This is a genomic window from Streptomyces sp. NPDC014882 (assembly GCF_043081325.1).
Taxonomy (GTDB): Bacteria; Actinomycetota; Actinomycetes; order Streptomycetales; family Streptomycetaceae; genus Streptomyces.
In genome coordinates this window covers 18,616-40,264 of record NZ_JBIBWL010000007.1, presented here as the reverse complement: position 1 = coordinate 40,264, position 21,649 = coordinate 18,616, and the positions used below count along the sequence as shown (strand labels likewise).

The window sequence follows — 21,649 nt, the reverse complement described above, 5'->3', positions numbered from 1 at the left end:
GGCCGCGGCCGGTCGCTCCCCGGCGGCCGCGTACCGTCCGCGGGTCTCGTCGTGCTCCGGCGGGTCGTCGGGCCGGCCCGCGCGCCGGGCGGTTCCCGTGCCCCGCGCGGGCGGGACGTCACCGGCCCGGACCGGTGGTGGCGCGGACCGGGTGCCCCGGGGCCGCCCGCGCGGCCGGGCCCGCGAGCCCGGCCCGAACGGGACCCCTACGCGTCGGCCGTGCCGCGCGGCCGCACCAGCCCGCTCTCGTACGCCAGGATCGTGGCCTGCACGCGGTCGCGCAGCCCCAGCTTGGACAGCAGGGCGTTCACGTGGGTCTTCACCGTGCCCGTGGTCACCCCGAGCGCGGCGCCGATCTCGGCGTTGGCCAGCCCCGCCGCGATGTGCAGCAGGACCTCCTTCTCCCGGGGCGTGAGCGAGGACAGCGCACCGGTGACGGCGGGCGGCCGCGGGGCGCCCTGCGCGAAGGTGCCGATCAGGCGGCGGGTCACGGTCGGGGCGAGGATGCCCTCCCCGGCGGCGACGACGCGGATCGCGGACAGCAGGTCCTCGGGCATGGCGTCCTTGAGCAGGAACCCCGACGCCCCCGCGCGCAACGCCTCGTAGACGTAGGCGTCCAGGTCGAAGGTGGTCAGCACCAGCACCCGCGGCCCGTCCGGCACCGAGGTGACGAGACGGGTCGCGGTCAGGCCGTCCATGCCGGGCATGCGGATGTCCATCAGCACCAGGTCGGGCCGCCGCTCGGCGGCCAGCGCCACCGCCGACGCCCCGTCACCGGCCTCGGCGACCACGGTCAGATCGGGTTCGGCGTCCACGATGGCGGCGAATCCGGCACGGACCACCGCCTGGTCGTCGACGACCATCACACGCGTGACGACGGGGACACCTCCTGGACGGGCTCCGGACCGGGCCGGGCCGACAGCAACGCCCTTACGATACCGGGCTCTTCGCACACGATCCGCCCCGCCCCGGCGGGGACCCGCGCCCGCAGCCGCCCGGCCACCGGCCCGGTCACCGCCAGCGGCACGCCCGACACGGTGACCCGCAGCACCTCCCGGCGCCGCCTGAACGTCACCCGCGCCGGACCCTGGTCACCCGCGCCGAGCGCCGTCTCCACGATCCCGTACGCCGACAGCGCCACCGGTGACGGCAGGTCCCGCGCGGCCTTCGGCAGGCCGCGCACGCGCACCCGGCGGCCGGACGAGGACAGGTCCCGGCACAGCGAGACGAGGTCCGCGGCAGCGGGCGCGGGGGAGCGGTGCCGCCCGGGTTCCTCGGACCCGCCCAGGCCGTGCAGGAGTTCGCGCATCGCCGACAGCGCCGCCCGGGCCTCCGCGGCCACCTCGTCCAGCTGCCCCTGCCGGGCCCGCTCGACCAGCGCGGCCGTGCGCTCCAGGACGGCGTCGCGCAGCCGCGCCGCCAGCCGCCGCCGTTCCGCGTCCGCCGCCCGCTCCGCGTGCCACAGCGAGGTGGCGAGCGCGTGGTCGTCCAGGGCCAGGACCCGCAGGCGCCTGCGGCGCACCGCCAGCCCGGCGCCCCACAGGGCGGCGAACACCCCGGCCGTCAGAACGGCCAGCGGCACGAACACCAGCACGGCGGTGAGCCGTACCGATGCCGTCCCCGTCAGCCTCCCCTCCGCCGCCGCCGTCGCCACCACCACCGCGGAGAGCGACACCGCCGACATCCCCCAGGCCGGCCAGGTCCGGGCGGCGCCGCGGCCGTAGACCCCCATCGCGTACACGGCGAGCAGCTCCGCGACGGCCCCCACGTCGAAGAACCGCGACACCCGCACCGGGACGTCGGCCACGACGACCGTCACCGGCCACAGCCACGACGTGGCCAGCACCCCGAGGAGGGCCGCCCACGGGGCACGCCGGCGCCACAGCAGCGGCACGGCGTGGACCGTCAGCAGGACCGCCAGGACGGACAGCCCCGGCAGGGCGCCCCGCAGGCTCGTCCCCGTCCAGTCCTCCGCGGCGATCAGCACGGACAGCAGGGGCAGCACCGCCGCCGAGAACACCAGGACCGGATCGGCCAGCCGCTGCTCCCGCAGCACGTCCCGGCGCCCGCTCCCCTCGTCCGGGTTCCGGGGCCCGGTGGCGTCGGGCAGCGTGGCCCGGACCCGCCAGCCCCCGTCCGGGCGGGGACCGGCGGTCAGCTCCCCGCCGACGGCGGCCGCCCGCTCCCGCATCCCGGTGAGCCCGCGCCCCGACCCGAGGCCGCCGATCCCGGACGGGGTGGAGCCGCGCGGCGCGGCGTTGTCCACGGTCAGCTCCAGGACGCCGTCCCCGCGCCGGACGGCGACGCGCGCGGCACCGCCCGGCGCGTGACGCAGGGTGTTGGTGAGGGCCTCGCGGACGATCCCGTGGACCGCCTCCGCCGCGGGACCGGCCAGGTCGGCGGGGAGGTCGGTCTCGATCGGCCGGCCCAACCGGCCGAAACCGGCGATGAGTTCCTCGATCCGGGCGGTCGTCGGACCGGACCGCGCGTCGTCCTCGGTGTCCCACAGCAGCCCGACGAGCCGTTGCAGCGAGGTGAGGGTCTCGGCGCCGGTGCGCCGCGCGAACGACAGGGCCTCCGCCGTCAGTTCCGGTCGGCCCGGTCCCAGCCGGCGGGCGGCGTCGGCGGTGATGACGACGGACGTCAGGTGGTGTGCGCTCACGTCGTGCAACTCGCGTGCCAGCCGCCGCCGTTCGGTGTCGGCCGCCCGGCGCCGGGCCTCCTCCGCGCCGGCCAGCCGGCGGGCGGCGGCCGACCGCCCGTCGAGCCACTGGCGCCGGCCCTCGCCGAGCCCCGCGCACACCAGGTACACCAGCGCGCCGAGCGCCCATTCCGAGGCGAGGGCCGGCCGGAACCCGAGGTGCGCGAACGACAGCAGCCACTCGACGCCGACGGCCGCGGCGACCGCGCGGACGGTCACCGGCACGGGGCGGCGGACGGCGACCGAGTACAGCGCGACCAGCGTGCCGAACCCGAAGCAGCCCTCCTCCCAGGCCACCTGGCCGGCCACCAGCGTGCCCAGCGTCCAGGCCAGGCACCGGACCGGTGCCTGCCGCCGGTGGCCCAGCGCGGCGGTCTCGACGGCCAGGACGGCCAGCGCGGCCGCGAGCCGGACCGGCCCCGGCCCGTCCGCGCCGGCCGGGTCCGCGCCGGTCGCCCACCAGATGAGCTGCCCGGCCGCGAGCAGGGCGGGGAGCAGCCAGTTGCGTATCGTCTCCATGTCGCGACGAGCGTAGGCCGCGGCCCGGCCGGGTGCACCCGCCACCGGCACGAGGCCGCCCTCCACCCTGCGATGGAGGCGCCGTTCCTGCGCCGGGCCGATGTCCGGGCGCGGGCGGTCGACGAGGATGGCCGTCATGACGAACCCGCCCGTCCCCGGGCCGACCCCGCTCCCCCTCCGGCCCGCCGCCTTCCCGCAGCCGGGCCGGCCCGCCGGTCCGCCGTCGGGCCGGTTCGCCCTCACACCGCCCGGTCACCCCGCCGAACCCCTCGGCCACCACCGCCTGGCCCGCGTCTCGGCCCGGCACCGGTGGTGGCGGCCGGTCCTCGGCACCCTGTTCCTGACGGTGGCGTACGTCCTGACGGCCGGGCTGCTCTACGCCCTCGTCGACGCCGTGGGGCATGCGCGCGGGTACCCCGAAGGCCCGGACGGCACCGTGGAGTTCGGGCCGGTGACGACCACCGCCGTCGACCTGGCGATGCTCGCCGTCGCCATCCCCCTCGTGCTCCTCGCGGTCCGGTGGACCGGCCGCCGCCCGGCCGGCACGGTCTCCTCCGTGACGGGCGGACTGCGCCGGCGCTGGCTGGGCCTGTGCGTGCTCGCGGCCCTGCCGGTCCTCGCCGTGACCGGCGGGGCGATGTTCCTGCTGTCCGCGGAGGACGGGGAGCCGCAACGGTGGGCCGGCTGGGAGGTCTTCGGGCCGGCCCTGGCCGTACTGGTCCTGCTGGTGCCCTTCCAGGCGGCGGCCGAGGAGTACGTCTTCCGCGGCTGGCTCACCCAGGCGGTCGGCGCGTTCGTCCGCTCGCCCTGGATCGCGGTCGCGCCCCAGGCGGTGCTGTTCGCCGCCGCCCACGGCTGGGGCACCCCCTGGGGCTTCGCCGACCTGGTGGTGTTCGGGGCCGTCGCGGGCCTGCTGACCGTGCGTACCGGCGGGCTGGAGGCCGCCATCGGCCTGCACGCCGTCAACAACCTCTTCGCGTTCGCCGCCGCGGCCGCCGTCGCCGACGGCCTGGAGAGCGACGACACCGCCGCCGACCTGCCCTGGCACCTCGTCGTCGTCGACCTGGCCGGAGTCGCCCTGTACGCCGCCGCCGTCCTGTGGCTGGCCCGGCGGCGGAGGCCGGCGCGCACCGCCCCGGCGCCGCTCCCGCCCGCCCCGCCACCGCTCCCGTTCGTCCCGGCGCCGCTCCCGCCCGCCCCCGCACTGCTCCCGCCGGCCCCGGCCGGGTACGCCCGCGCACCGGTGGGGCCGGCGGCCGTTCCCCCACATGAGGGGCGCACGGGGCAGGGCGGTGAGCCCTGTACGCGCCCCCGCGGGCGTGGGCAGAATGCGCCCTGCCAGTGATCACCCGGCGGAGGCGTCGTTCCGCTCCGCCGACTTCCCCGGGAAGGAAGGTCGGTCGCCGTGTTGTTGCGTCTCCCCACCTCCGTGTCCGAAGCGCGGGAATGCCTCGCCGAGGGCGCCGTGCCGATAGGCGGGGCCACCCTCGTGTGGGCCACCTGGCAGCGGGACGGCTTCCCCGAACTGGCCATGTCTCTTAGGGAGTTGCCCGAAGCCAACGTGGTCGGGCGCGGGACGCTGGGGGCGGCCGTGGTGCTGCACCGCATCGGCGCCGAGGCGCCGGAGGCGCTGCGCGGGGCCGCCGCCGGCATCGGCACCGGAGCCGTGCGCAGGACCGCCACCGTCGGCGGCAACATCGTCGGCAGCACGCTGCGGTGCCTGCTGCCCGCCGCCCTCGTCCTGGACGCGCGGGCCACGGTCCTCGAGTCCGGCCGGGTGTACGAGACCGATCTCGCCGAGACCGTGGCCAAGCGCCACCTCATGCTCGGACTGCGCTGGCGCGACCCGGTCGTGAGCGGCTACCACAAGGTTCCCGCGGACGCGGGCGGGCCGCCGCCCTTCGTCGTCGCGACCGCCGTCCACGACGACGGCGACGGCCGCCGGCTCCTGCGGGTCGCCGCCCGCGACGGCTACGAGGTGCTCAGCGAGGGCGTCCCGTGCGCGGCCGGCTCCGACGAGGCGTCGCACGCCCTGGAGCGCACGGAGTTCGGCGCGCTGCCCGCCGAGGCGCGCGCGGTCGTCCACCGGCAGGTCGCGGACGTCGTGGCCCGCTCCGCCGGGGCCTGACCGGGGCGGGGCCCGGGCCTGACCGCAGCCTGACCAGGGCTTGATCCGGGCGAGCCCCTGCCGGACACCGGACCTGCCGGACACCGGACCTGCCGGACACCGGACCTGCCGGTGCGACGGCGGTCGTCGCACCGGCAGGCCCTCACGCCCTGCTTCACGGGAACTGCGTGATCTTCGACGGGATGGTGTCCGTGCCCGAGGTCGGCGCCCCGGTGTCGTTGACCACGTGCGCGTACTGGCCCTTGCCGCCCAGGGAGATCACCTGGAGGCTGTGCAGCCGCACCCCCGGTCTCACCGGGACCTGGAAGCCGTGGTGCTGCACGATCGAGGGGTCGGACGTGAAGTTGCAGTAACTGCCCAGTCCCCAGGCCTCGTGCTCGTTCACCGTGTCGGCCACCTTGTAGGCCGCGTAGCCGACGATGCCGTCGTGGGTGACGGCGGCCGCGTTCGGGACGTCGTAGGCCTTCTCGTTCTGGAAGAAGACCGTCCGCCCGCGTTCGCCGTTCCAGACCACGTCGTACTTGTTGAAGTGCTCCACGAACAGGCCCGTGGTCAGGACGTCGTCGCCGTTGACCCGCAGGCCGTAGTCGGCGCGGTTGGTCTCCCAGCCGACGCCCTCGCCGTGGTCGGCGCGCCAGATCCAGGTGTGGTCGATGACCACGTCGTCGCTGTTGACCACCACCGAGTCGGTCGCCAGACCGGGGCCGGCACCGCCGATGCGGACGAACACGTCCTGCATGGTGGTGGGGTTGGCCGCGTGGTCGGCGTTCGACCCGGCCGGGCCGATCCGCAGCAGCGCGTCGGAGCGGACCGCGCCCGCGTCGATGAGGAACCCGGCGAGCCGGACGCCGTCGACGTCGGCCACGTGCATCGCGTCCACACCGCCGTCGGGGACGAGCGTGGCCAGACCGAGACCCAGCACGACGGTGTCGGCGCGGTTCACCTCGATCGCGCGGTCGAGGTGGTAGACGCCGGGCGTGAACAGCAGGTGCAGGCCCTGGGCGAGCGCGGCGTTGATCGTGGCGGCCGTCGCGCCCGGCTTGACGACGTAGAACCGGCTCAGCGGGATCGAGGTGCCGCCCGCGTTGGCCGGCCAGGACACCCCGCGCGCGTTGGTGCGCTTGGCGGGCACGAACACCTTGTAGTCGCCGCCGTCGAGGTACAGGAACGGCTTCTCGCGGGAGACCGGGGTGGTGTCCAGCGTGGTGTAGGGGCCGGTGTCGAAATTCGTCGCCGGGGCACCCTGGACGCCGGTGAACGTCATGTTCCACACGCCGTTGGTCCAGCCGCCGACCGAACTGTCCCGGGTGTACCACTGCTGCTGGGAGTACGGCCCCACGGTGCCGTCGATCTTCGAGTCGGCGATGTAGCCGCCGGAGGCCCAGCCGTAGCCGTTCGGAGCGAGGTTGAGGCCGCCCTGGACGTGGATCCGGCGGAACGGCGCCGCCTGCGCCACCGCCCACCGGTCGGTGCCGTTGACCGGGCGGACGGCCAGGTTCTCCGCCGAACGCCAGAAGTTCTGGGTGGCGTTGCCGTTGAACCAGCCCGCGTCGACGGTGATGTCACCGTTGATCTGGGTGTCGTCGGGGTTGAGCCCGAGCCCGGAGATCGAGGTGTAGAAGCCGATCTGGGCGTTGACGCCGTTGTACGTGCCGGGCTTCAGCAGGAACTGGTAGCGCGCGGAGCCGAACTGGTTCGACTCCTGCTGGGCGAAGACCTGGTCGAACCTCTGCTGGAGGTTCGGGGTGCTCGGGTCCACGACGATGACGTTGGGTCCCAGGTCCCCGCCGCCCTGGATCGGGGGGGTGCCGGTGGTGCCGGTGTGCACGGCGACCTCCCACAGCGAGTAGCCGTACGGCGTGGCGCGGGTGGTGCCGTTGATCCGCACGTACCGGCCGGAGCCGCTGACGTCGTAACTCGTCCTGCCGCCGGTCGCGCCGGTCACGCTCCGCAGGGTGTTCCAGGTCTGTCCGTCCGCGGAGGCCTGGATCTGGAAGTCCTTCGCGTAGGCGGCCTCCCAGTTCAGGTCGATCCCGCACAGGTCCCGCACCGAGCCCAGGTCGACCCGCAGCCACTGGGGGTCGGAGGCCTGGCTGGACCAGCGGGTGCCGTCGTCGCCGTCGAACGCGGCGGAGGCGGGGGTGCCGGCGTTCTCCGTCGAGGAGGCCGCGGCGGGCGCGCCCTGCGCCGCGTTCGCGGTGTCGCAGGTGCCGGGAGCGGTGCCGCCGGAGGTGCCGTAGACCTGGAACTCCCAGAGGGAGTAGCCCCAGGCGGTGGCCCGGCGCACGCCCTGCATCCGGACGTAGCGGCCCTGGCCGGACACGTCGTGGGCGTCGGTGCCGCCGTCGCCGCCGGTGACCGTCCTCAGGTCGGTCCAGGTGCTGCCGTCCGCGGAGATCTGGAGCCGGTAGTCCTTCCCGTAGGCGGCCTCCCACTGGAGGACCACCCTGCTGACGGTGGCGGTGGCGCCCAGGTCCACCTGGAGCCACTGCGCGTCCGTGGCGGCGGAGGACCACCGGGTGCCGGTGTTCCCGTCCACGGCGAGGGCGGCGCCGGTGCCGGCGTTCTCGGTCGACGACGCGGTGGCCGTCCGGCCTTGCGAGAGCGGGGTGTCGGCCGCCGCCGCGGCCGGCCGGTTCGTGGGGAGGGCGAGCAACGCCGCCGTGGCGGCGAGCGCGACACCCAGGGATCTGAGTCTCATGCGGGTTCCCTGCGGGGTGAGTGCGGGTGGGTACGGACGGGTGGGTGCGAGGGGGTGGACGCGAGCGGGCGGGTGCGGGTGGTCACGGACGGGCGCGGGCGGGTGCGGGTTCGGCGGGGTGGACGACCCGCCGGAACGACCGCTTAGTTCACGGCTTGATTTAACTGATGACGTCTTTGGTCCGGCAAGCCCTGTGAAGCAGGAAACTTTTCGAGCGGTGACCGCGGCCGACTCGCCGCGGTCACCGCCGTGTTCAGAAGACGACGCCCGCGGACCCGCCCGCGGACCCGCCCGTCGCCCCGGTCCCGGCCGTGGCGTCAGGTCTCGCGCACCGGCGCGTAGGCCTCCGGCTGCAGCCCGAACGTCCAGGCGACCCCCGCACGGGCCGTCCGGGTCGACGGCGGAACCCGCAGCCAGTAGGTGCGCCGGGTGCCGTCCGGCTCCGGCGTGGAGTTGAGGACCTCCACCATCACCACCGGCTCGTCGCCGTCGAGGTCGATCCGCCACAGGGTGCCCGTGGCGTCCCGGTGCAGCGGACGCGCCCCGGAGTCGGTCAGGTAGCGGTCGTAGCCGTAGTGCTCCAGCATCACCCGGCGCAGTTCGGCGTTCTCCTCGGCCCGGATCCGCTCCGGCGTCAGGGCCGTCAGCTCGTCGAGGAACGCGGCGGGAACCGGCATGCCGCGCCAGGCGTACAGGGCGAAGCCGTCGGGGTACGCCAGCGCCGGGCCGTCCCCGCGGTCCAGGCGGCCCGCCTCGTCCCGGTGCAGCGCGACCGGACGTTCGCACACCACCGCGACCCCGGCGAACGGCCACCACCAGCCGGCCGTGCGGCACACCGCGGCCAGTCCGTCGAGCGGCTCCCGGTCGGTGGGGAACGCGGCGAGCCACGGCGCGTCGTGCTGTCCGAGCACGGCGTCCAGCAGGAGCAGCCGCACCTCGGTCTCCGCGGCCCGGCCGCCGGGGCCGGTCCCGTCCGCCAGTTCCTCCAGCACCCCCCGCCGGATCCGCTCGACCAGGGCCTGCGTGGCCTCCCACAGGCGGCCGCCCGTCGCCGCCCAGTGCGCCGCCCACCCCGCGGCCCCCAACTCGCCGTGCACGCGGGCCCGTTCGCGTGCCCAGGGGGCCGTGCGGACCGCCTCACGGACGCTGGGGCCCCGGTCCCGCAGCGCGCGTATCAGGGTGACCGCCTCGCGCGGGGAGGCGGCCCACAGCACCCGCTCCGGCTCCACGAGCCCCGCCCGCCGGTACGCCAGCCGGACACCGGCCTCGGCGGCCGCGCGATCGGCGGGCACGGCCGCCGCCGCACGCGCGCGCCAGAAGCCGACGCCCTCGGCGGCGTCCCGCGCGTCCGCGGCGTCCCGCGTGTCCGCCGCCGCTTCCGCCGCACCCCGCCCGTCCGCCGTCCCCTCCATGTCCACGATGCCCGCGGTGTCCGCGGTCTCCAGGGGCTCCGTACCGGTCATCCGCTCCTCCGTCACCTGCGTCCCCACCCGCTCAGTCCGCCACGATCCGCACGGACCCCGGCACGTACTCCCGCTGCCGGATCACCCGGAACCACCCCTTGGGCAGCGGGATCACCGCGTGTTCCTCGTGCACCACCCGGCCGCCCTGCGGCAGATGCAGCAGCAGCGGGCCGAACGGCCCCGGCTCCCGCACCAGTTCCCCCGGCCCGACGACCGCGTGGGCGTGCCCGGTCACCTCACCCAGCGCCAGCACCAGCCGGCCCCGCCGGTCGCGCGGCTCCTTCGGCGCGGCGGCGACGTGCGCGGGCACGGCCTCCTCCGCCACCGGAACGATCAGCACGTCTCCCTGCCGGTACACGAACGGCCCTCCCTCCCGCCGGCGCGGGACGCGCCGGACTCATGACGCAGACCGTAGGCGCCCCCACTGACAACGCCCGGGACCGTGCCCGCCCGGGACCGTGCCCGCCCGGGACCGTGCCCGCCCGGGACCGTGCCCCGCCACCGGTCCTGTCAGTGCCTGTTGGTAGAACTGCGGTCACCACGGAACGCACCTTCTTCCTCCCCAGGAGCAGCCGCATGACCATCGGTGACCACCTCGACGCGCTGTACCGGCTGCCCGCCCACACCTTCCCGGGCCCCGACGCGCCGACCGACGGCCTTCCCGAGGCGGAGGCCGTCGCCTGGCGGGTCACCAGCGGCGTGTACGACGCCGACGAGGAGTGGACGCAGGCCTTCGCCCGCTTCTGCGCCGCCGTCGACACCACCCGCGTGCGCGCGCTGGTCGTCGGCGCCTGGCAGGAGGCGTACGAGAGCGATCCCACCGCCGTCGTCGAGGCGCTGGTGGCGGCCCGCGAGCGGTTCCCCGCGCTGCGGGCCCTGTTCGTCGGGGACATGGTCATGGAGGAGTGCGAGATCTCCTGGATCAACCAGACCGATCTGACGCCCCTCCTCGCCGCCTACCCCGACCTGGAGGAGTTCGGGATCCGCGGCGGCTCGGGCCTGCGCTTCCCGGCGCTGAGGCACGACTCCCTGCGCCGGCTCACCATCGAGTCCGGCGGCCTGCCCGCGGAGGTCGTGCGCGGCATCGGCGCCAGCGACCTGCCCGCGCTGGAGCACCTCGACCTGTGGCTGGGCACCCCCGACTACGGCGGCGACAGCGAGGCCGCCGACCTGGAGCCGATCCTGTCCGGCGCCCGCCTGCCGCGCCTGCGCCACCTGGCCCTGCGCAACAGCGAGATGCAGGACGCCGTCGCCGCGGCCGTCGCCTCCGCGCCGGTGGTCGCCCGCCTGGAGGTCCTGGACCTGTCCATGGGCGTCCTCACCGACGAGGGCGGCGCCGCGCTCCTCGCCGGACAGCCCCTCACCCACCTCAAGAAGCTCGACCTCCACCACCACTACCTCAGCGAGGCCCTGACGGACCGGATCCGCCGGACCGTCGAGACCGAGGGCGTCGAGGTGGACCTCGACCGCGACGACGCCGACGAGGACCACGACGACGACGGCACGGTGTGGCGGTACGTGGCCGTGGGGGAGTGAACAGCCCCTGAACACCCCCCTCGGCGCGTCCCCGAGCACCCCCCTCGGCACGCTCCCGGAAACCCCCGCACCGCGCAGGCCCCCGAACATCCCAGGAGAGGACGTCATGCAGCGGCCGGCCCCCCACCGGCGGCCCCGCTTCGCGGTCGTCGGCAACCCCGAGAACCGCCGGGTCGCCCTCTTCGCGGACGCCGTGCGGGCGGCCGGCCTCCCCGCCCCGCGCGTCGTCGCCTGGGCGGAGGTCCTGCGCGCCGGCGGGGCCGAGTTCGGACCCGAGGAGATCGTCCGGATCGACTCGCCGGGCGAGAACGCGGACGTCGACCGGCTGCTGCGCGGCACCGCCGACCCCACCCGCGTCGAGGGCTCGGCCCGCTGGTACGCCGGCTTCACCGCCGCCCTCGCCGGCCTGCGCGGCGGCATCCGCCTCGACGACCCCGACGACCTCCCCGTGCTGTTCGACAAACGGCGCTGCCACGCCGTCCTCGCCGCCGCCGGCGTGCCGGTCCCGGCCTCGCCCACCTCGGGCCCCGCGGCCGCCCCGGTGCGCGGCTGGGACGACGTACGGGCGCTGATGCGGGAGCACCGGATGCCGCGGCTGTTCGTCAAACCCGCGCACGGCTCGTCCGCGTCGGGCGTGCTGGCCGTGGAGACGGGCGGACCGGGCCGGATCAGGGCCACCACCTCGGTGGAACTCACCTCCGACGGGCGCCTGTTCAACTCTCTGCGGGTCCGCCGCTACCAGGACGAGCGGGAGATCGCGGCCGTCGTCGACGCGCTCGCCCCCGACGGCCTGCACCTGGAACGCTGGTTCCCGAAGGCCTCCCAGCGGGGCCGCGCCGCCGATCTGCGGGTCGTCGTCGTGGCCGGCCGCGCCACCCACGCGGTGGTGCGCACCAGCCGCTCGCCCCTCACCAACCTCCACCTCGGCGGCAGCCGCGGCGACCTCGAGGCGGCCCGGCGGGCCGTGACGGCGGCGGGCGCCCGCTGGTCCGACCTGCTCGGCGTGTGCGAACGGGCCGCCGCCTGCTTCCCCCGCACCCTCTGCGTGGGCGTCGACCTGCTGCCGGCCGTCGACTGGCGCAGAGCCGCCGTCGGCGAGGTGAACGCCTTCGGCGACCTGCTGCCCCGGCTCACCGGCCTCCCCGGCAGCGGCGCGGAGGGCCTCGACACCTACGCCACCCAGGTGGCCGCGGCCCTGAGCGGCGCGCCCGCCCGCCACAGAACAGGAACACCCCATGCGTGAACCGGACCCGAACCGGCCGGACCCGAACCGGCCCGACACCGTCCAGAACCAGCCGGGTGCCGGCCCGAACCGGCCGGACACCGACAGGGAAACCGTGCACGAGCCGGACGCGGACCAGCAGGCTGTGCACCGGCAGGCTGTGCACCAGCCGGACATGAACCAGGTGGTGGGCAGCCACGACCTCCTCCTCGTCACCCTCGACACCCTGCGCCACGACGTCGCCGCCGAGCTGGCCGCCGCAGGCCGCCTGCCCCACCTGGCCCGCCACCTCCCCGGCGGCCGCTGGGAGGAGCGGCACGCCCCCGGCAGCTTCACCTACGCCTCCCACCAGGCGATCTTCGCCGGCTTCCTGCCCACCCCGGCCGCTCCCGGACCGCACCCGCGCCTGTTCGCGGCGAGCTTCGCGGGCAGCGAGACCACCGCCGACAAGACCTTCGTCTTCGACACCCCCGACCTCGTGTCCGGCCTGGCGGAGGCGGGCTACCGCACCGTGTGCGTCGGAGGAGTGGGATTCTTCAACAAGCGGGGTCCGCTGGGCTCGGTGCTGCCCGGCCTCTTCCACGAGTCCCACTGGGAACCGGAGTTCGGCGTCACCTCGCCCCGCTCCTTCGAGAACCAGGTGGCCCGCGCCGAGCGCGTCGTACGCGAACTCCCGCACGAACAGCGGCTGTTCCTGTTCGTCAACGTCTCCGCGCTGCACCAGCCGAACTGGTTCCACCTGCCCGGCGCGACCCGCGAGGCCGGTGACACCCGCGCGTCGCACGCCGCCGCGCTGGAGTACGTCGACCGGCACATCGGCCGGCTGTTCGCGGCGGCGAGCAGCCGGCGCCGCTGCTTCGCGATCGTCTGCTCCGACCACGGCACCGCCTACGGCGACGACGGCTACACCGGCCACCGCCTGGGCCACGAGTCCGTGTGGACCGTGCCCTACGCCCACTTCTTCCTCGACCCCGCACCCCGTCCGACGGAGGCCACCGGATGACGACCGCCGAGCAGACCACCGCCGAGCCGACGACCGCAGAGCAGGCCACCGCCGAGCCGACGACCGCCGAGCCGACCACCCGCACCAGCCCCTACCAGCACTACGTCTACGCCTACCCGCACAAGACGGCCTACCGCGCCCTCCCCGACCGCCCCGCGCTCGGCGCCCTGTGGGCGGCCGAACCCAAGGACGCCCTCTCCCTCTACCTGCACATCCCGTTCTGCGAGGTCCGCTGCGGCTTCTGCAACCTCTTCACCCGCGTCGGCGCCCCCGACGGTCTGACCGGCGCCTACCTCGACGCGCTCGAACGCCAGGCGGACGCCGTACGGCAGGCGCTCGGGGACGGCGACGAGGTGCGCTTCGCCACCGCGGCCTTCGGCGGCGGCACCCCCACCTTCCTCACCGCGGCCGAGCTGGACCGCCTCTGCGACATCGCCGAGCACCGCATGGGCGCCGACCTGCGCGCCGTCCCCCTGTCCGTCGAGGCCTCGCCCGCCACGGCCACCGCCGACCGGCTCGCCGTCCTGGCCGGCCGCGGCGCCACCCGGATCAGCCTCGGCGTGCAGAGCTTCGTCGAGGCCGAGGCCCGCGCCGCCGTACGCCCGCAGCGCCGCGCCGACGTCGAGGCCGCCCTCGGCCGGATCCGCGACGCGCGCGTACCGGTCCTCAACATCGACCTCATCTACGGCATCGACGGGCAGACCGAGGACACCTGGCGCCGCTCCCTCGACGCGGCCCTGGCCTGGCGCCCCGAGGAGCTGTACCTCTACCCCCTCTACGTCCGCCCCCTCACCGGCCTCGACCGCCGCGGCGGCGGCCCCGACCCGGAATGGGACGAGCAGCGGCTGCGCCTGTACCGGGCCGGCCGCGACCACCTCCTCGCCCACGGCTACACCCAGCGGTCCATGCGCATGTTCCGCCGCGCCGACGCCCCCTCCCAGGGACCGGACGACCACGCCTGCCAGACCGACGGCATGATCGGACTCGGCTGCGGCGCCCGCTCCTACACGGCCCGCCTGCACTACTCCTTCGACTACGCCGTCGGCATGCACGAGGTCCGCGCGATCATCGACGACTACGTCCGCGCCACCGACTTCGCCCATGCCGAGGTGGGCCACGTCATGGACGGCCACGAGGCGCGCCGCCGCCACCTCCTGCAGTCCCTCCTCCAGGCCGACGGCCTGCGCACCGACGACTACCGGGCCCGCTTCGCAGCCGCCCCCGCCGACGACTTCGGCCCCGACCTCGAACGCCTCGCCGACCGGGGCTGGCTGACCGGCGACCCGGCCGTCCTCAGGCTCACCCCGGAGGGCCTCGCCCACTCCGACGCGATCGGCCCGGCCCTGTTCTCCCCGGCCGTGCGGGCCGCCATGGCCGCCTACGAGAGGAAGTGAGCAGCCACCGTGGACCTGACACTCCTCTACCGCGGCCCCCTGGCCTCCTGCGACTACGACTGCCCCTACTGCCCGTTCGCCAAGCGGCGCGACACCGGAGCGCAACTGCGCGCCGACCGCGCCGCCCTGGAACGCTTCGCCGAGTGGGCCGAGGGGCAGACCGGGGACCGCCTCTCCCTGCTGTTCACCCCCTGGGGCGAGGCCCTGGTCCGTTCCTGGTACCGGCGCACCCTCGCCGGCCTGTCCCGGCTCCCGCACGTCCGCCGGGTCGCCGTCCAGACCAACCTCAGCTGCCGCACCGACTGGCTCGCCGACGCGGACCCCGACACCCTCGCCCTGTGGTGCACCTACCACCCGGGCCAGACCCCCTACGACCGCTTCCTCGCCAAGTGCCGCGACCTCGCCGCGCGCGGCATCCGCTTCAGCGTCGGCGTCGTCGGCCTGCCCGACCACCTCGAAGCGGCCCGCCGCCTGCGCGCCGACCTCCCCGCCCACGTCTACCTGTGGATCAACGCCGCGGAGGGCCACACCTACACCGACGCCGACGCCGCCCGGTGGACGGACCTCGACCCGCTGTTCCCGTACAGCCGCCACCCGCACACCAGCGCCGGCCTGCCCTGCCGCACCGGCGACTCCGTGGTCTCCGTCGACGGCGAGGGCACGGTCCGCCGCTGCCACTTCGTCCCCGCCCCCCTCGGCAACCTCTACGACGGCTCCTACCGGGCCGCCCTGCGCCCCCGCCCCTGCCCGCTGGCCGTCTGCGACTGCCACATCGGCTACGTCCACCTGGAGACGCTGCCCCTCTACGACGTCTTCGCGGGCGGCGTGCTGGAGCGCGTCCCGGCCACGGTGCCCTCCCGGCACACGGCCGGCCCGCGGATCCCCGGCCACCCGCGGGCCCCCGTCGGCCCGCGGGCCCCCGTGTCCGCGGGGCCGCGGGAGGTTTGAGCCCGCGGATCGTGTCAACCGGGTAGGCATGACCGAGTCGACGCGGGAGACCGAACGAAAGTACGAGGTGCCGGCACCGGGCGACCTGCCGACCCTGTCCGCACTGACCGGCGCGGGCACCGGCTGGTCGCTCGTCGACGGGGGCACCCGCGACCTGGACGCGGTGTACTACGACACCGCCGACCTGCGCCTGCTGCGTGCCTCCGCGACGCTGCGCCGCCGTACGGGCGGCCCCGACGCCGGCTGGCACCTGAAGCTGCCGCTGGACGGCGACACCCGCGAGGAGATCCGCGCCCCCCTCGGGACGAACGACCACGGCAACCCGGACGACATCCCCGAGGGCCTGCGCGACCTGGTGCTCTCCCGGACCCGCGGCGCCCGCCTCGAACCGGTGCTGCGCCTGCGCACCGACCGGACCGTGCGCGAACTGCTCGACGCCGACGGCGGCCTCCTCGCCGAGCTGACGCTCGACCGGGTCCGCGCCGACTCGCTGCGCGGCGACCGCGGCCGCACGTCCTGGACGGAGCTGGAGGTCGAGGCGGTCGCCGAGGAACCCGCCGCCACCGTCCTGAAGCGGGTCGAGAAGGCGCTCCGCAAGGAGGGCTTCACCCGCTCCGACTCCCCGTCCAAGGCGGTCCGCGCCCTGAACGACACCGTGCCCGGCGCGCCGCCCGCCCCGCGGCCGCCCTCCGGCACCCCCGGCACCGCCGGCGAGCACGTGCTCGCCTACCTCACGCGGCAGGTCCGCGCGATCGTCGACCTCGACCCGGCCGTACGGCGCGGCCTGCCGGACTCGGTGCACCGGATGCGCGTCGCCTGCCGCCGGCTGCGCAGCGGCCTGCGCTCCTACCGGCCGCTCCTCGACCGCGCGGTCACGGAGCCGCTGCGCGCCGAACTGAAGTGGCTCGGCGGTGAACTGGGCGCCGAACGCGACCAGGAGGTACTGCTGGAACGGCTGCGCGGCGGCGTCGACGCGCTCCCCGGCGAACTGGTCCTCGGCCCCGTCTCCGCCCGCCTCCAGGCCTGGGACGTCGCCCGCTCGGCCGAGGCCCGCGACCGCACCCTCGCGGCGCTGTCCTCGCCCCGCTACACGGCCCTCCTGGAGGCACTGGACCGGCTGGCCGGCCACCCGCCGCTGCGCCCGAAGGCCGCCCGCAAGCCGGCCAGGGCCCTGCCCGGGGCGCTCGGCAAGGAGCACGACCGCCTCGCCCGCCGCGTCGAGCGCGCCCTGCGCACGCCCGCGGGTCCGGAGCGCGACTCCGCCCTCCACCAGGCCCGCAAGGCGGCCAAGCGGGTCCGGTACGCGGCCGAGGCGGCCCGGCCGGCCCTGGGCGGCACCGCGAAACGCCTCGGCAAGCGCGTCAAGGCCGTGCAGCAGGCGCTCGGCGACCACCACGACAGCGTCGTGGCCCGCGAGACCCTGCGCCGCCAGGCCGTGGCCGCCCACCGGGCCGGTGAACCCGGATTCACCTGGGGACTGCTGTACGGCCGGGAGCAGGCCGGGGCCGCCGACCGGGAACGGGAGCTGCCGGAGCTGTGGCGGGCGGCCGAGCGCGCCGGCAGGCACGGGGCGTAGCGCTTGCGGCGCCCCGCACCCGGCACACCCGACGGGCCGCGCCCGCACCGCCGACGACACAGTGCGGGCGCGGCCCGTCGGGCCGGGGTCCGTCCGGCCGGTCACCTCGGAGGAGACCGGCGTCGCCCCGCAGCCGGGGCGAGGGGGGTCCGGTGCGTCCGGCTCGCCCTCCGCCGGGGGACGACGTGCCGGACCCCGTTGCCGGACCCCGCGCCCGGGGCATGATCCGCCGGACCGGTCCCGGGTACGGCCGGTTACGGCGCGTCGGTCACGTCCGTCACCCTCCAGCGCTGGTTGGAGCCGGAGTTGGGCGGCCAGGTCGTGACGGCGGCGCCCTCGTGGGTCGCCTGGCCGCCGACCTCCAGGACCCGGCCGGTGGCGGGGTTCACCAGGGTCCAGGTGCCGTCACCGGTGGTCGACATGACCCACTCGGTGGCGGGGTCGCGCTCCCCGGTGTCGGGCTCCACCACGGGCACGTCGTCGCGGACCGCGAGCCGCTTGCCCTCGGCCGGGTCGGCGAACACGTAGCGCTGGCGGGCGCCGGTCTCGCCGTACCGGGCGTCGAGCCGCCACTGCTGGGCGACGGTGCCGTCGCCGGTGCCGAGGACCAGACCGGTGCCGTTCGCGGCGACGGTGACCGCCTTGCCGCTCTGCACACCGGTGAGCGTGTAGGTGCGGCCCTTGCGGATCAGCGGGGCGTCCTTGGCGACGCCGGAGACGCCCTCGACGGCGAAGGAGGTCACCGACTGCGCGGGCACGGTGAAGGTGGCCCGGCCGTCCGTGACCGCGATCGGCGCCTGCGGCCGCAGCTTGCCGTCGGCGCTGGTGACCACCGGCGTGACGGTGGCGTCCTCGCCGACCTTGCGGAACTTCGACAGGTCGACGGTGACCGTGCGGGCCTCGGCCGTGCTGTTGACGTGGACGAGCGAGGCGCCCTTGCCGTCCGCGGTGACGGCGGCTGCGCTGGAGGTGTCGTCCACCTTGATCAGCCGGTCGCCGGGCTTGATGAAGTGCGTGAAGTTGCGCGCGGTGTCGAACTTGGTGTTGGTGCGGATCGGGCAGGACTCCAGCGTGTCCTTCGAGGTGCAGCTGAACGGGAGCTGGATGCTGCCCCAGTTGCCGCCCTTCGCGGACTCACCGCCCGGCCTCATGTTGTCGAGGTCCTCGACCGGCTGCCAGAACACCCAGGCCTTGGGCTCCAGTTCGCGCAGGTCGTTCACGATCTGCTGGGCGAGCCCGAGACCGGGGCGCATGTCGGTGAAGCTCTGGCCGTCGCCCCAGTCGCCCTCGACCTCGCTCATCCACAGCGGCTTGTCCGCCGCCTTGGCCAGGTCCCGCACGGTGGTGCGCTGCCCGGTGCCGTAGGTGTGGACGTTCATCCGGTCGACGAGGTCGCGGGAGGCCTGCGAGTAGGAGTTCCAGTTCGTGGCGAACAGGCCCGGGTTGGTCTCGTCCATCGCCGAGATGCCGGCCTTGACCTTGGCCTTCCTCAGCGCCGGCGCCAGGGCGGCGAGGACCTGCTGCTGGACCGCGGGGCCGATGTGCGCGCCCTCCTGACGGCCGCCGACCGGCCGGCCGTCCGCGCCGAGACGGGTGCCCCAGTAGTTGGTGTTCGGCTCGTTGAACGGGTCGACCGTGTCGACCTTGATGCCCTCGGCCTTCTCCAGCCGCTTCGTCGCGCCCGCGAGGTAGGCGGCGAAGTCGTCGACCGCGTCCGGCCTGAGCTGCTCGGCGCCGGCGTCGAACCCGCCGGAGACGTAGCCGCTGACGGTCATGAACCACGGCGGGGAGTTGCTGAACGTCTCCCAGTGGTCCACGTCGTTCTTGATCCGGTCCACCCACCAGCGCTGGGTGGCGTCGGCGTCCTCGTTCCAGTCGGCCGGGTCGTCTGCGCTCCACCAGTCGGTGTCCGTGCGCGTGGTCCCCGCGGGCGCCTTCCACCAGCCCTCGACGGCGCCGCCGGCCCGCAGGTAGTCCCGGACGTCAGGGGCGTTGCCGCCGCCGATGTTGTACCGGGCGATGTTGAGCGCCAGCCCGTCGTCGTCGAAGAGGAGCCTCGCGAGCTTCTCGCGTATCTCCGCCGGGTAGTCGCCGGTCGCGTTGGCGAACCAGACGAGGCTGGTGCCCCACCCCTCGAACTTCTCCTGCCGGTACGACGGGTCCGGCGTCACGGTGACGGCCGCGGCGGCCTCGGCCCGCGCCGGAACGGCGAGCAGGGCGGCCCCCGTGGCCAGGGCGGTCAGTGCGGCGGCCCCGAGGGTCCGTCTGTTGCGCGTACGGCGTGCCATCTGTTCTCCCAACTGCGGTGCGGTCGCTGCATGGGTCCCTCCCGCCGGAGGGGCGGGAGGGCATGGCCCTCGGCGCGGCACGCGTACGTGCCGCGCCGAGGAGTCGTGCGGGGGTGGGGCGCCCGTCTCAGCCGACGGGCCGGCGCAGTACGGCGACCTCGCGCGGCCCGAGGACCAGGGCGCCGCCGGTGCCGCCCGTGCCGACCAGGACATCCCCGTCCAGCCCGGGCACGGGCACCGTGTCGTCGGTGCGGTTGACCAGGAACAGGAAGCGTTCCGCGTCCCCGCGCCGGACGGTCAGTTCGACCCGGCCGCGGGCCTCCGCCGGAAGCTCGCTGACGACCCCGGCCGGCTCCAGCAGCCGCGGCAGCAGCGCCGTCAGGCCGTCGACGCCGAGGCGGGTGGAGACGTAGGCGGCCGAGCCCTCGCCGGTGGCGCGGCGGGTGACGGCGGGCCGTCCGGCCTGCGCGCCGGTGCGGTAGCCGGCCAGGACCTGCGTGTCGGCGTCGGCGACGCTGATCCGGTCGGTCCACAGGGTGCCCGTGGTCCCGTCGTCCAGCTCGACGCTCTCGCCGGCCAGCAGCGGCCCGAACTCCTCCACGCGGATGCCGAGCAGCTCGCGCAGGGCGCCGGGGTAGCCGCCCAGCCAGACGTGGTCGTTCTCGTCGACGACACCGGAGAAGTACGTGGTGATCAGGTGACCGCCCCGCTCGGCGTACCGGGTCAGCTCCTTGGCCAGCTCGGCGGGGACCACGTGCAGCACCGGGGCGATCAGCACCTCGTGGCGGGAGAGGTCGGAGCGGGTGGTGACGAGGTCGGCGCGGACGCCGAGGGCGAGCAGCGCCGAGTACCAGTCGAGCGCCTCCTGCCGGTAGTCGAGCAGGGCGGTGGGGTGCGAGTCCTGCTCGCTGGCCCACCACGACTGCCAGTCGTACAGGATGCCGACCCGGGCGGCCTCCCGCTCGGTCCCGGCGACCGGCGCGAGGGTCTTCAGGGTGGCGCCGAGCGCGGTCACCGCGCGGAACAGGTCGCTGTCGGCGCCGGCGTGCGGGACCATCGCCGAGTGGTACTTCTCGGCGCCGGCCGCCGACTGCCGCCACTGGAAGTAGCAGACCGCGTCCGCGCCGTGCGCCACGTGCAGCAGCGCGTCGCGGGCGAGCTCGCCGGGCCGCTTGGCCACGTTGACCGGCTGCCAGTTCACGGCACTGGTGGAGTGCTCCATCAGGAACCAGGGCCGCCCGGCGGCGATGCCGCTCGTCAGGTTCGCGGAGAAGGACAGCTCGTCGCGGTCCTGCGGGCCGGGGTGGACGTAGTGGTCGTTGGAGACGAAGTCGATCTCGTCGGCCCAGTCCGCGTAGTCCATGCCCTTGGTGTTGCCCATCACCATGAAGTTCGTGGTGGCCGGCACGTCGGGGGTGATCTCGCGCAGGATCTCCCGCTCGGCGCGCAGGTAGTCCTTCAGCGCGTCCGAGGAGAAGCGCTTGAAGTCCAGCTGCTGCGTCGGGTTGGGGTGCGAGGCGGCCAGCCGCGGCGGCAGGATCTGCTCCCAGTCGCTGTAGCGCTGCGACCAGAACGCCGTGCCCCACGCGTGGTTGAGGGCCTCCAGCGTGCCGTAGCGGGCGCGCAGCCAGCCGCGGAAGGCGCGGGCCGCGTCGTCGGAGTAGTCGTAGACGTTGTGGCAGCCCAGCTCGTTGGAGATGTGCCAGGCCACCAGCGCGGGGTGGTCCTTGTAGCGGTCCGCCAGCTTCCGCACCAGCCGCAGGGCGTGCTCGCGGAAGACGGGGGAGGTGGGACGCCAGTGCTGGCGGGCGCCCGGCCACACCGTCGCGCCGTCCGCCGTCACCGGCAGGATCTCCGGGTGGGCGGTGGTCAGCCACGGCGGCGGGGAGGCGGTCGCGGTGGCCAGGTCGACACCGATGTCATGGGCGTGCAGGAGGTCCATGACCTCGTCGAGCCAGGCGAAGTCCCAGGTGTCGTGGGTGGGCTGGATCCGGGCCCAGGAGAAGATCGCCACGGACACCACGGTGACGCCGGCCTCGCGCATCAGCCGGACGTCCTCCTCCCACACGTCCCGTGGCCACTGCTCGGGGTTGTAGTCGGCGCCGTAGGCCAGTCGGGGGGCGGGGTCACCGTCCGCTCCGCGGCGGCGGGAGTGGAGGGTGGAGATCAT

15 protein-coding genes are annotated in these 21,649 nt (G+C 75.4%); 8 read left to right on the top strand and 7 right to left on the bottom strand.

All coding sequences use genetic code 11. From position 1 onward, the window contains the following. Positions 1–206: 206 nt before the first annotated feature. Both ACF09K_RS17955 and ACF09K_RS17950 read right to left on the bottom strand, forming a co-directional pair. Complete coding sequence (locus tag ACF09K_RS17955) at positions 207–863, bottom strand: response regulator (protein WP_392245083.1); 657 nt, start codon at positions 861–863, stop codon at positions 207–209. After that, a complete protein-coding gene (locus ACF09K_RS17950) occupies positions 863–3,220 on the bottom strand; it encodes a sensor histidine kinase (protein WP_392244608.1) in 2,358 nt (785 codons plus the stop codon). The genes ACF09K_RS17955 and ACF09K_RS17950 overlap by 1 nt, the downstream gene beginning before the upstream one ends. 136 nt (positions 3,221–3,356) lie before the next feature. Here ACF09K_RS17950 and ACF09K_RS17945 point away from each other — a divergent pair, with 136 nt between their 5' ends. Together ACF09K_RS17945 and ACF09K_RS17940 are read left to right on the top strand one after the other, a co-directional pair. After that, positions 3,357–4,565, top strand: a complete 1,209-nt coding sequence (locus ACF09K_RS17945) for a CPBP family intramembrane glutamic endopeptidase (RefSeq protein ID WP_392244606.1) — start codon at positions 3,357–3,359, stop codon at positions 4,563–4,565. Between the two features lie 60 nt (positions 4,566–4,625). Beyond that, positions 4,626–5,348, top strand: coding sequence for an FAD binding domain-containing protein (locus ACF09K_RS17940; RefSeq protein WP_392244603.1), 723 nt, complete (start codon positions 4,626–4,628; stop codon positions 5,346–5,348). Between the two features lie 154 nt (positions 5,349–5,502). On the opposite strand, the gene ACF09K_RS17935 is transcribed toward ACF09K_RS17940, so the two are convergent. The 3 genes from ACF09K_RS17935 to ACF09K_RS17925 all read right to left on the bottom strand — a co-directional run bounded on the left by ACF09K_RS17935 (position 5,503) and on the right by ACF09K_RS17925 (position 9,870). Next, a complete protein-coding gene (locus tag ACF09K_RS17935) occupies positions 5,503–8,049 on the bottom strand; it encodes a discoidin domain-containing protein (protein WP_392244601.1) in 2,547 nt (848 codons plus the stop codon). Positions 8,050–8,366: 317 nt separating this feature from the next. Continuing rightward, on the bottom strand, positions 8,367–9,512 hold the full coding sequence (locus ACF09K_RS17930) for a DUF6745 domain-containing protein (RefSeq protein ID WP_392244599.1): 1,146 nt from the start codon (positions 9,510–9,512) through the stop codon (positions 8,367–8,369). Positions 9,513–9,543: 31 nt separating this feature from the next. Beyond that, on the bottom strand, positions 9,544–9,870 hold the full coding sequence (locus ACF09K_RS17925) for a hypothetical protein (protein ID WP_382795304.1): 327 nt from the start codon (positions 9,868–9,870) through the stop codon (positions 9,544–9,546). Between the two features lie 218 nt (positions 9,871–10,088). Between ACF09K_RS17925 and ACF09K_RS17920 the strand changes: the two genes are divergently transcribed. The 6 genes from ACF09K_RS17920 (at position 10,089) to ACF09K_RS17895 (ending at position 17,191) form a co-directional block, all read left to right on the top strand. Next, entirely contained in the window at positions 10,089–11,048 is a 960-nt protein-coding gene (locus ACF09K_RS17920) for an STM4015 family protein (RefSeq protein ID WP_392244597.1), read from the top strand. A gap of 106 nt (positions 11,049–11,154) precedes the next feature. Then, positions 11,155–12,291 carry an STM4014 family protein gene (locus ACF09K_RS17915; protein ID WP_392244596.1) on the top strand — a complete coding sequence of 379 codons (1,137 nt, stop codon included), beginning with the start codon at positions 11,155–11,157 and terminating at the stop codon, positions 12,289–12,291. A gap of 154 nt (positions 12,292–12,445) precedes the next feature. Then, entirely contained in the window at positions 12,446–13,273 is an 828-nt protein-coding gene (locus ACF09K_RS17910) for an STM4013/SEN3800 family hydrolase (protein WP_392245081.1), read from the top strand. Further along, a complete protein-coding gene (locus ACF09K_RS17905; protein ID WP_392244594.1) occupies positions 13,270–14,667 on the top strand; it encodes an STM4012 family radical SAM protein in 1,398 nt (465 codons plus the stop codon). The genes ACF09K_RS17910 and ACF09K_RS17905 overlap by 4 nt, the downstream gene beginning before the upstream one ends. A 9-nt stretch (positions 14,668–14,676) precedes the next feature. Next, positions 14,677–15,615, top strand: coding sequence for an STM4011 family radical SAM protein (locus ACF09K_RS17900; protein ID WP_392244592.1), 939 nt, complete (start codon positions 14,677–14,679; stop codon positions 15,613–15,615). 28 nt (positions 15,616–15,643) lie between these two features. Next, positions 15,644–17,191, top strand: a complete 1,548-nt coding sequence (locus ACF09K_RS17895) for a CHAD domain-containing protein (protein WP_392244591.1) — start codon at positions 15,644–15,646, stop codon at positions 17,189–17,191. Between the two features lie 254 nt (positions 17,192–17,445). Here ACF09K_RS17895 and ACF09K_RS17890 read toward each other — a convergent pair whose 3' ends face one another. After that, complete coding sequence (locus ACF09K_RS17890) at positions 17,446–19,479, bottom strand: RICIN domain-containing protein (RefSeq protein ID WP_392244589.1); 2,034 nt, start codon at positions 19,477–19,479, stop codon at positions 17,446–17,448. Positions 19,480–19,606: 127 nt separating this feature from the next. Further along, on the bottom strand, positions 19,607–21,649 hold the full coding sequence (locus ACF09K_RS17885) for a beta-galactosidase (RefSeq protein ID WP_392244587.1): 2,043 nt from the start codon (positions 21,647–21,649) through the stop codon (positions 19,607–19,609).